The sequence below is a fragment of the Acinetobacter sp. X9 genome (assembly GCF_054889255.1).
Genome location: NZ_CM142679.1, coordinates 1606963 through 1617729, shown reverse-complemented (window position 1 = coordinate 1617729; position 10767 = coordinate 1606963). Strand labels below are relative to the sequence as shown.

The 10767-nt window shown below is 34.6% G+C and carries 9 protein-coding genes; 6 read left to right on the top strand and 3 right to left on the bottom strand.

The window, feature by feature from the left end; all coding sequences use genetic code 11:
- Positions 1-202 precede the first annotated feature (202 nt).
- The 4 genes from ACYU0V_RS07685 (at position 203) to ACYU0V_RS07670 (ending at position 4331) form a co-directional block, all read left to right on the top strand.
- Positions 203-667: a MarR family winged helix-turn-helix transcriptional regulator gene (locus ACYU0V_RS07685; protein WP_002121027.1), complete on the top strand. Its 465-nt coding sequence runs from the start codon at positions 203-205 to the stop codon at positions 665-667.
- Between the two features lie 194 nt (positions 668-861).
- Positions 862-1077 (top strand): hypothetical protein, encoded by a 216-nt coding sequence (locus ACYU0V_RS07680; RefSeq protein WP_002120955.1) that lies wholly within the window; start codon positions 862-864, stop codon positions 1075-1077.
- 572 nt (positions 1078-1649) lie between these two features.
- Positions 1650-3740, top strand: a complete 2091-nt coding sequence (locus tag ACYU0V_RS07675) for a putative bifunctional diguanylate cyclase/phosphodiesterase (RefSeq protein ID WP_461849639.1) — start codon at positions 1650-1652, stop codon at positions 3738-3740.
- A gap of 147 nt (positions 3741-3887) precedes the next feature.
- Positions 3888-4331, top strand: coding sequence for a universal stress protein (locus ACYU0V_RS07670; RefSeq protein ID WP_002120966.1), 444 nt, complete (start codon positions 3888-3890; stop codon positions 4329-4331).
- A gap of 54 nt (positions 4332-4385) precedes the next feature.
- On the opposite strand, the gene ACYU0V_RS07665 is transcribed toward ACYU0V_RS07670, so the two are convergent.
- Positions 4386-5825, bottom strand: coding sequence for a glucose/sorbosone family PQQ-dependent dehydrogenase (locus tag ACYU0V_RS07665; protein ID WP_461849638.1), 1440 nt, complete (start codon positions 5823-5825; stop codon positions 4386-4388).
- Between the two features lie 393 nt (positions 5826-6218).
- On the opposite strand from ACYU0V_RS07665, the gene ACYU0V_RS07660 reads away from it, so the two are divergent.
- Together ACYU0V_RS07660 and ACYU0V_RS07655 are read left to right on the top strand one after the other, a co-directional pair.
- Positions 6219-6851, top strand: coding sequence for an SOS response-associated peptidase family protein (locus tag ACYU0V_RS07660; RefSeq protein ID WP_068563078.1), 633 nt, complete (start codon positions 6219-6221; stop codon positions 6849-6851).
- Between the two features lie 225 nt (positions 6852-7076).
- Entirely contained in the window at positions 7077-8531 is a 1455-nt protein-coding gene (locus ACYU0V_RS07655) for a SulP family inorganic anion transporter (RefSeq protein WP_461849636.1), read from the top strand.
- Positions 8532-8572: 41 nt separating this feature from the next.
- On the opposite strand, the gene ACYU0V_RS07650 is transcribed toward ACYU0V_RS07655, so the two are convergent.
- Together ACYU0V_RS07650 and ACYU0V_RS07645 are read right to left on the bottom strand one after the other, a co-directional pair.
- Positions 8573-9754 carry a S8 family peptidase gene (locus tag ACYU0V_RS07650; protein WP_461849635.1) on the bottom strand — a complete coding sequence of 394 codons (1182 nt, stop codon included), beginning with the start codon at positions 9752-9754 and terminating at the stop codon, positions 8573-8575.
- A gap of 567 nt (positions 9755-10321) precedes the next feature.
- Positions 10322-10597: a DUF6527 family protein gene (locus tag ACYU0V_RS07645; protein WP_119685297.1), complete on the bottom strand. Its 276-nt coding sequence runs from the start codon at positions 10595-10597 to the stop codon at positions 10322-10324.
- Between the last annotated feature and the right edge of the window lie 170 nt (positions 10598-10767).

Sequence of the window (10767 nt, the reverse complement as noted above, 5' to 3'; positions counted from 1 at the left end):
TGAAGAGTATTTAAAGTTCGTAAAGTTATAGGAACGCTTTATAAAGTTAAGGACAATTAAACCATGTCATTGTTAAATGAAGCTATATAACTTTTGCTCATCAAGTAAAGTCCTGCTATAACTTGCTTGATGAAACTATATTTTTCAACTATTAAAGATAGTTCACCAGGAATGCGATCCACCAAGGTATGGGGAAAAGTCAATGACAAAGAAGTATGCGCGTTTTTTACCTACAACAGAATCTTTTACTCTTGAAGATTTTCCATATTATTGGATTACTCAAGTACATGCTCAATATGTACAAAACATTGATAATGCTTTAAAAAAATATGGTTTAGATAACTCACGTCGACGCATCATGTTGGCTTTAAGCAGCAAGCCCCATGCGAGTGTTTCTGAACTCTCAGATATGATTATTTCAAAAATGTCGACTACCACAAAAATTGTTTATCGTTTAAAAGATGAAGGTTTGGTTGAAACTTACTCTTGCCAAACTGATGGTCGTATTACTCGTGTAGTACTTACAGAAAAAGGGACCGAAATGATCAACAAGATCAATGATCTAACAAGTGTAGTACTTGAGCAGTCTTTTGAAGGTATTACTCCCTTACAGTTAGAAAAAATGATGGAAAGTTTAAAATTACTTTTAAAGAACCTTTCTCGCTAAGATGAAATAAGAATCTATTTATACCCAATAGTTAAGCTCTCATTATGAGAGCTTAACTATTTTAATGTCTCTACTTCAATATTGAGAGAAATAGCATCCCACATAAAATAATCAATTAACCTTCTATCTGTTGACTTGAGCTCTTAACTCCAGTAGAAATTCTCTTTCAATAACTGAATAGCAAATTTCGGAAAATGGCTAAAAGAAAATACAAAAGTGACAAATTTCAGGTACGTCGTATTAACCGTAGCTGGTGGGTACTTGAAAAAGACCTTGAATCAAACTGCTATTTAAAACATGAGCAAGTGGCAACAAAAACCTTAGCAAACAACTATGCTGATGATTATATCGAACAGTACTATATGAATCTGTACATACAACAACAGTTGAACAAGCCAGAAACTGTATAAAAAGCCATTTTGGCTTTTTTTATTTTTATAATTAAAATCTATAAAAATAAAAAAAGCCTACATCTTGGGGAAAATGTAGGCTATAAAATGCACAAAAAGGAAATATATATCCTTTTTGACAAAAAGAATTTTACGATAATACAAGCTATTATTTTATATTACTTTTGTAAACTTAATAGCGATTATTGTATTTAATTAACCTCTTTTGAAAGCTTCTTTGTTTATATTACGAATAAAATTTTTTTTATCAAATTCTTTATTTTTTATCTTTACTCCTTCTACTTTCTTAGTTTTATTTTTAATATGACAAATATATATGCATAATTATAAGCTGCTGTTTTAATAAGTTTTTTACAAAAATAAGCATAAATATTTTTTTAAAGAAAGATAAATAAAAATTAATAAATAACAAAAACATAAATTAAATCTTTAGTATATATTAGTTTTAATAACTCAATTTTAGTTCAAAAAAAATACACATAAAATTTATTATTTGCTGTTTTGCTTACTACAGAAAGATTACAATAATGGCTAATAAATAGATTAATCAACACAATCTTTCTAGGCATGTTATGACTTCAATGTCGAACAACACCCAAAAGCATTTTATTGTTGAGCAAATTCCACTCCCAACTTGGGTAAGTGATGAAAATGGCTTGATATTATATTGCAATATAGAGTGTACAGAATATTGGTTGGATACTTTTTCTCCATTGCCAGCGCAATGGCTAGATTTTATTTATCCTACCGATTTAGATGAAGTCAAAAACAGATGGCTCGAAGCAATTCGCCTACAAAAAAGAATCGAATTAAAATGTCGACTTTTACGAGCTGGAAATCAATATAGATGGTGCAAACTATCGATTCAAGCATCTAAGTACCGCAGCTCCTCACAAACTAACGAATGGTATGTTAGCTTTTTAGATATAGATCACGATATTCAAGAACAACAAAACTTGCAAAAGAACATTGAAATACAAAATCAGATGTTAGATATCAGTGTAGATTGCATTAAAGTTTTAAATGTAGACGGCACACTTTCTCATATGAACAAATCAGGATGCCTCGCTTTAGGTATACCTGTTGATGAAACAGAATTTGGAATGAAATGGCTCGAACTATTACCACCGCACATTCGTAAACGCGGTCGAGTCGCTTTGAAAAAAGCTCTTCAAGGTAAAGTTGCTAGATTTGCAGGAATGAGCTGTTTACCAGATCAGGATCCTGAGTATTGGGATAATATGCTTACCCCGATTCATCGGGAAAATGGTGAAATTGGACAAATCCTTTGTGTCTCACGTAATGTTACTCAACAACATTTGGCAGAAAACCAGCTTAGGAATATGAGTGAGAGAGATGAACTGACCGGATTATATAATCGGCGTTCATTTAAATTTCAACTTAAGCGTACTCTCTCATATTCAAAAGATACTCAAACAAGTGTAGGGTTACTTTTAATTGACCTCGACCACTTTAAACATATTAATGATACTTTAGGGCATAGCGCGGGCGATCATCTATTAAAAGTTCTCTCCAAACGCTTTAGTCATTGTGTAGATGATGAAAAGTGCTTTGTCGCGCGGTTAGGCGGAGACGAGTTTGCGGTTATTATTAATAATCTCAATTCTGAAAATGATGTCCGAGAGTTAGCAGCCATTTTACTTCAACAGTTAAATCAGCCGATTACCTATTTAGGAAATGTCTTAAATGGTGGGATGAGCATTGGCTGCGCAATTTACCCGCAAGATGCCGTAGACCAGTCAGGTTTGCTCAGTTGTGCCGATATGGCATTGCATGATTTAAAAGCACGTGGTCGTGGTGGTATTCGCATGTATGATCCATGCATGATGCAAATGACCGAAACAGTCGCTTCTCAGCTTAATTTAGCTCGTCAGCTGATTCGCCATCATACCATCCAACCCTATTATCAACCTAAAGTAGACCTAAATACCCATCGTGTAGTGGGATTTGAAGCTTTATTAAGATGGCATACAACCTCAGCTCAAAGAGGCTACCCTGCACAAATTGCGGAAGCTTTTAAAGATTATAATTTAGCGAGTAAGATCGGTGAAACGATGCAACATCAAGTTTTACGTGATATCGCCAAATGGATAACTCTTGGTATTACCCCTCTTCCTGTTTCACTAAATGCTGCACCAGTTGAGTTCTTAAGAGATAATTATGCTGAGAGACTTTTGAAAAAGATTAATCAATTTCAAATTCCGACGCACTATATTGAAGTGGAAGTCACCGAACACATGCTAGGCGATCGAGGCTCGGAATATGTGATCCGTGCACTTAATAAATTAAAACAGCATGGGGTACGTATTGCACTTGACGACTTTGGAACTGGTTTCTCATCGCTGACCCATATTCGCGATTACCCGATTGACAGTTTAAAAGTAGATTGCAGCTTTATCCAAAAGATGCAACATGACCCATCAATTTATGCGATTGTCCAAGCAATTGGTTTACTCGCTCCAAATTTATCACTCGGGCTTATCGCTGAAGGAATTGAAACTCCAGAACAAGAAGAGCTACTTCGACAATTTGGATATAGTATAGGCCAAGGGTTCTTGTTTGAATCTGCTATAGATGCTACTCAGGTTATTTCCATACTTAAACAAAATCAGCCTTACTTAGAAAGTCATTACAATCTTTGAAAATAAGATGTTTAATAAACCTTTTAGTTTTTATTCATACTAAAAATAAACAATAATTTTAAAAAAACTGTTCATAATATAAGCATAAAGATAATAATTTCGGTGTTCCCGCACCATACATTGTCACAAGACAATAAGGAGCAATATATGAGTTATCACCATATCTTGGTTCCAGTCGATGGTTCTCCTACTTCACTTATTGCCGTCAATCATGCAACAGCAATTGCTAAAGCCTTTGGCAGTAAAGTGACTCTAGTATATGCGCTTACTATAGATCCTTTCATTTCTGTAGAATTCATTGATAGTACAGAATTAGCACAGGATTATTTTAATAAAGCTAGAGCATCGATTCAGAGCATTTTAGACCAAGCTAAAGAACAATTTAGCCAACATGGAATTTCTGTTGAAACAAAAATTGTTGAGGGTCAAACAATCCACACAGAAATTATTAAAGCAGCTAATGAGCTAAAAGCAGATTTATTAGTGATTGGTTCGCATGGGCGAAAAGGGTTTAAAAAGTTCTTCTTAGGAAGTGTGACTCAAGCCCTTTTAGGAGAAATTCATTTACCGGTATTAGTCGTAACTGAATAGTTTTCTAAAGCTAAAAAACCGATCTTTAATAGATCGGTTTTTTAATGGCCTTGATTACTTAGCCTTATATGTAAACTTAATGAGAGATCCTGGATTTTCTAATGTATTTGTTACTGAGCCATCATCTTTTTGGACATTCCCGGCAGTATCAGTTAATACATATAAAACGTTCCCATCTGGACTTGCAATCACATCACGATAACGGTTGTTGCTCTTAAACATCGGTACAGCGTCATCATAAGTAGTGCTATAAGTTGGATCTAACTTAATACGGAAAATGACACCGCGTTTTAAAGATGGAACCAATAATGTATTTTCCCAACCAGTAATTGCTTTTTTTCCGCCCTTATAGACATAGGCAGATGACGGCGCAACTGTTGGCCAACAAATATAGGTCATCTCTCCACAAGTTGGATCGTTATAGTTGTAGGTATCTTGAACGGTATATAAAGTTTTTAATGGTGGGACAAAGTTTTTACCAGTCCATTCAGATTCTTTCGTCACAGGAACCCCTGCGGCTACTTTTACTCCATTCTGAGCTAAATCCTTAATTGACTTATTGGCTGCTGCTGAATAGTTTGCATAAGCATAGCCACTATCATCTTTATAACCTGCTACATTCGGCCAACCATAGTTGCCACCTTTGACAATGAGATTAATTTCATCGTCAGAGTTTGGGCCTTGTTCAGACTGCAACAATTTACCATTTGGAGTGAATACTAAGCCCTGCGGATTACGATGTCCGAGCGTATAAATATGGCTAACCACCCCATTAAAACTTGGATTATCCTTTGGAATACTTCCATCAAGATTTAAGCGTAGTACTTTACCCATATAGGTGTGATAGTCTTTGCCATTCAGTTCTTGTTGAGTTGGCGTATGTTGTGCTTGGTTTGGCAAGAACAAATAAGCAAGTTGATTACGCCCTTGGTCACCAATCGTATAATAAATCTTTTGATCTGGCCCAATGACAAGACGACCTGACTGATGGTCTTTTGATGAAGGCAATCCTGCTAATAAATCGACTGGCTTCTCGAGCGTATCTATTGACTTGTTATAGGTATATCGACGAATAATCGTTTGATTCGGTAATTCTTTATCTGTAGATTTCGGATTTTTAAATGTACCTGAAATATAAATATAAGAATTATTTTTAAAATCTGGATGAAAAGCAAAGCCTAATAAACCGTTTTGACCATCAGCATCATTGACAATCTCTGGTACCTGAAAAACTGTTTTTACACTCCCCGACTCTGGATTCACTCTTAAAATCTTGCCTGTTGCTCGCTCAGTTAACCAAATTTGATTATCTGGTCCCCACAACAAAGCATGCGGCTTATTTAAATTAGACAGAATAACTTTTTTGTCAAAGTTTTCTGTTTTCGCTTTAGCGAATTGAGATGGAGTAAGAGGAACATCAGCAAATGCTGAATTGAGTGTAACTACCTGAGCGGCGCCTAATAAAGCAATTTTTGCCAGTAAATGTTTATTCATGTGTCCACCTTATAAATTGTCAAAATTTTCCGAGAATTTTTAAACCTTTAGCAACTGGTTTGTACGAGTTCTCTATATGATTTGTATTATGATGAATAACGAATCTATTAAAATCTAAATTTCTGAAAGGCTCTGTTGCATAAAAGTAGCTATTAAAACTGAATAAACTCTCTTTAAGATGAGCAACTTAACTATACGATTTATCTATTCTATTCATTTTATATCTGAAACTTTTTTGAAATGGCCATGAGTTAAATAAATATTTATTAACGAAGTAATTGATAGTTAAAAATTAATACTCAAAGAGACAATTCTAATTATAAAAATATACATCACTAAAGACTAAAAGTTAGAAGCTGTAATTGAGAGCTATTTTTACAACGAAGGTGTCTTATGTGTGCAAACTTTAAACCTATTAAGAAAATACATGCCAATCAGTTAGATTTATTCGAACCAACCTTTGAATATAAGATGGATATTTTCCCAAGTGATGATTGCCCACTCATTTTATCGAATGAAAATGAGCTTGAGTGGAGAAAAGCTAAATTTGGAATGCTTCCTCCTTATGCCAAAGAAATCGCATTCAAATATGCAACTTATAATGCCAGAACAGAGACAGTACAACAAAAGCGCTCTTTTAAACATGCTTGGTTAAATGACCAGTTTGCGCTTATTCCTGTTGAAGCTATTTATGAACCTAAATATATCAATGGGAAAGCACATTGGTATGGTATTTTCCGTCAAGATGGGCAACCTTTTACCCTTGCTGCAATCTATGAGGAAACACTTATTGAAGAACAGAAAGTTAGGTCAATGTCGCTATTAACAATTAATGCTGATCATCACCCTTCTATGAAACAATTTCACAAACCTGATGATGAAAAACGTTCGGTTATTGTGATACCTGATAATCTTAGAAATGATTGGCTCAACTGTACTCATTCTGAAGCCAAAGATTTTTTCTTAGATATGCCTGCGAATGAATTTGCCTCAATGCCAAAAGCTGAAATGAAAAATTATGATTAAATCGGTTTAGTCGACTTAGGTTAGTCAGCCTTAAAAACTTATGCTATTCTTCGGGCACTTTTAAATGCCTCAAATCTCTATACCTATGACACTTACGCCACCTTAAGTTTATTTACCCTTATCTATTGTAAATAACTCATCACTGTTTAGTGATGTGGTGTAGTCGCTTGTGTTGGTATATCACATCACTAGCCTTTTCAAAATTTAGAACTTAGGCTATTTCTCATGTTATCGAATGTCCGAGAACAATGGTTCTCTAATGTCCGCGCAGATATTCTTTCCGGTCTTGTTGTGGGTCTTGCTTTAATTCCAGAAGCAATTGCATTTTCAATTATTGCGGGTGTAGACCCCAAAGTCGGTTTATATGCATCCTTTTGTATTGCCGTTATTATTTCTTTCGTAGGCGGTCGTCCCGCTATGATTTCGGCGGCTACAGGCGCAATGGCTTTGGTTATGACAACGCTTGTAAAGGATCATGGTCTTCAATACTTATTTGCAGCAACAGTATTAACTGGCGTTATACAGATTTTGGCAGGATATTTCAAACTCGCTAAACTCATGCGTTTTGTTTCTAAATCGGTGGTTATTGGATTCGTTAATGCCCTCGCTATTCTCATCTTTATGGCTCAATTACCAGAATTGGTAAATGTGACATGGCATGTCTACTTACTAGTAGCAATTGGTTTAGGAATTATTTACCTTTTCCCCTATATTCCAAAAATTGGAAAGTTCTTTCCCTCACCTCTTATTTGTATTGTAGTGGTCACATTACTCGCTATTTTTTTAGGGTTTGATGTTCGAACGGTTGGTGATATGGGTTCATTACCAGACACTTTGCCGATATTTCTAATTCCGAATATTCCTTTTAATTTAGAAACCCTCCTTATTATTCTTCCATATTCTTTAGCCCTTGCCGCAGTTGGTCTACTTGAATCAATGATGACTGCAACAATCGTTGATGAAATGACAGATACATCTAGTGATAAATTTCAAGAATGTAAAGGTCAAGGCATTGCAAATATAGCTTCAGGTTTTATGGGAGGTATGGCGGGTTGTGCCATGATTGGTCAATCAATGATTAATGTAAAATCGGGTGGTCGCACACGCTTATCCACTTTTTGTGCAGGTATATTCTTACTTATTCTCGTTGTATTTTTAAGTGACTGGTTAAAGGTTATTCCCATGGCCGCTCTGGTTGCCGTCATGATTATGGTATCAATTAGTACTTTTGAGTGGAGTTCACTGACTCAATTTAAAAATAATCCTAAAAGTAGTAATGTCGTTATGATCGCAACCGTTATTGTAGTAGTTGCTACCCATAACTTAGCGTTAGGTGTATTAACTGGGGTATTACTTTCAGCACTTTTCTTAGCAAATAAACTTGAAAATGATATTCGTATAGAAACTTCATTCGAAAATCAAGCTCGTCTATATGAATTAAGAGGCCAAATATTTTTCAGTTCATCTGAAAAATTTATGCAAGGTTTTAACTTTAAAGAAGATGTTAAAGAAATCATTATTGATCTCACCCATTCTCATATTTGGGATGTGACTTCAGTTGCCATGTTAGATTCAGTTGTGAATAAATTTCAAAAGAACGGTGTGAAGGTAACGGTTCGCGGTCTAAATGAAGCCAGCTCAATCATGATTGATAAATACGGTACTCATGCAAAAATCTAAAAAAGGTCCTTCGGGACCTTTTCTAATTTAAATAACTGCTTTTACTGAGGAGATTTATATAGCAACCGATTTGGGCTACCTGAAGGATTTTTTACCACATTATTACTTGCTTGGTTTAAAAGATTAGTTGAGATTGTCTGAGGTGTTGCAGTAGGCGTACTTTGCAACATTTCAGCTACGACACCGACAACATGTGGAGTTGCCATTGAAGTTCCATTCAAAACTTTAGTTGCTGTATTACTCCCAATCCAAGAAGAGTTAATCTGGCTTCCAGGTGCAAAAATGTCAACACAACTTCCATAATTCGAATAACTAGCTCGAGTATCTGTACTATCTGTAGCAGCAACAGTAATTGCCTTACTTACTCTGGCAGGAGAAGAACTACATGCATCTGTATTCGAGTTTCCTGCAGCCACAACCATTACATAACCATTATTAAATAAATTTTCTACTGCACTATCCAAAGATGCGTTTGCTTCACCACCTAAAGACATATTCACTACAGCTGGCTTTTTACCATTTTTTAATATCCAATCTAGCCCCGCAATCACATTACTCGAAGCACCAGAACCATCACATCCTAAAATCCGAATAGGCACTAAGCTTACATTCTTGGCAACCCCATAGGTACTACCACCAACTGTTCCTGCCACATGTGTACCATGACCATGACAGTCACTTGTACCATTTCCATCAGATATCGCGGTATAGCCACTTAATACCCGTCCAGAGAACTGTTGATGTGTAGACAATATTCCTGTATCAACAATATAAGCGGTTGTGCCTGAACCTGTTTGTAAGTACGAATAGGCTGAATCTAGAGGTAAGTTTCTTTGGTCAATACGATCTAGTCCCCAATCTGGGTTACTTTGCGTAGTCGCATCAATTTTCATGACTGTGTCATTTTCAACAGAAACGACTTTCGGATTTTTTTTCATTGCTTCAACAAAAGCAGGACCGGCAACATCGGGTAAATAAATTGCAAATCCTTTAAGTACAGCATCATAGGTCTGTAATACCTTCCCACCATGTTGTTTAGCAATACCTTGTGCAAACTCGTTAGAAGAACCCACATCCTTATTAAGAATAATAATATATTGATTTTTAATAATACCTTTTGCTTCAGACGAGCTTAGTACAGAATTTGTTGTAGCTGGTGCAGCATAGGTTAAATGGCTCAGCGCTATTGCTAAAAGAAAAGTCGAAACTTGGCAAAACTTCATAGAAAATCTCCATATTTTTTACTTTAGACATCATTGTTATGATCAGTACAGTCTTTATATTTAGGGATTAACATCTTTAGAAAGGAATTTTTATTATATTCTCCATATATTATGACCACGTCATGTTTTCATAAAACTTGGACCTATACAATGCTATTATCTTTTTTCATTTAAAATTGAGAACCAATTCAAATAAACCGATAAATCAAATATTTTAGAATAAATAACTACCTTACTTTATTTATAATTTAGTTTAGGTGGGATGTATAATGTAAAAATATATAATCATTAAAAATAATATAAATGTGGAAATAATGAGATATGTTCCAGTTGTATTAAAGCTTTTTAAAAATTTCCAGATATCCATAAATAAAAATATAAAACAGTAAGTTATGAAAATTCTTGCAAATTCTAATATAGCCTACAACTAAAAGAGATTTACAATTTTTTAAACTATATGTGTTCAGTATCAAATATGTAAAGATATATTGCAAAAATATGTGATAATTAAGGAAATGTGCAGGCTTTTAAATGGCCATAATTAATAAATACCAAAATCAATATATTCTATAGTTTTTTTAATTTTAGTTCTGGCAGCTCAATCTTACAACCAGCTAAATGATGCCTACAATTAACGCTATATTCGATAAAGCCATCTTTAATAAAGTAATTACAATATTCATTTATACTTATGATGGGATCAAATGTCGGTTTTTCCAAGTTACCATTAAAAAACCATTGGTTGCCGTTAGAGAAAGGATAATGTACAGGAATATAATGAAGATATCCGCAAGCAGGACACATATGTTTATACATGCCTCCTTCGAAATACTGTACTTTCATTAACACTCCTTTAAAAATAAAAAAGCCAACTCATAAGAGCCGACTAAACCAATTATTTACAGATTCTATATATTATTAAATTATGTACTATAGCCTTCTCTCTTTTATTTTTCTGTTTTTAATTTATCTAACCTATATGGCAAATTCATGAACTTCCGAGTGTAATCTCA

Excerpts from the sequence above, each read along its gene's own strand:
- ACYU0V_RS07685 (WP_002121027.1), top strand. The coding sequence starts at position 203 with ATGACAAAGAAGTATGCGCGTTTTTTACCTACAACAGAATCTTTTACT.
- ACYU0V_RS07680 (WP_002120955.1), top strand. The coding sequence starts at position 862 with ATGGCTAAAAGAAAATACAAAAGTGACAAATTTCAGGTACGTCGTATT.
- ACYU0V_RS07675 (WP_461849639.1), top strand. The coding sequence starts at position 1,650 with ATGACTTCAATGTCGAACAACACCCAAAAGCATTTTATTGTTGAGCAA.
- ACYU0V_RS07670 (WP_002120966.1), top strand. The coding sequence starts at position 3,888 with ATGAGTTATCACCATATCTTGGTTCCAGTCGATGGTTCTCCTACTTCA.
- ACYU0V_RS07665 (WP_461849638.1), bottom strand. The coding sequence starts at position 5,825 with ATGAATAAACATTTACTGGCAAAAATTGCTTTATTAGGCGCCGCTCAG.
- ACYU0V_RS07660 (WP_068563078.1), top strand. The coding sequence starts at position 6,219 with ATGTGTGCAAACTTTAAACCTATTAAGAAAATACATGCCAATCAGTTA.
- ACYU0V_RS07655 (WP_461849636.1), top strand. The coding sequence starts at position 7,077 with ATGTTATCGAATGTCCGAGAACAATGGTTCTCTAATGTCCGCGCAGAT.
- ACYU0V_RS07650 (WP_461849635.1), bottom strand. The coding sequence starts at position 9,754 with ATGAAGTTTTGCCAAGTTTCGACTTTTCTTTTAGCAATAGCGCTGAGC.
- ACYU0V_RS07645 (WP_119685297.1), bottom strand. The coding sequence starts at position 10,597 with ATGAAAGTACAGTATTTCGAAGGAGGCATGTATAAACATATGTGTCCT.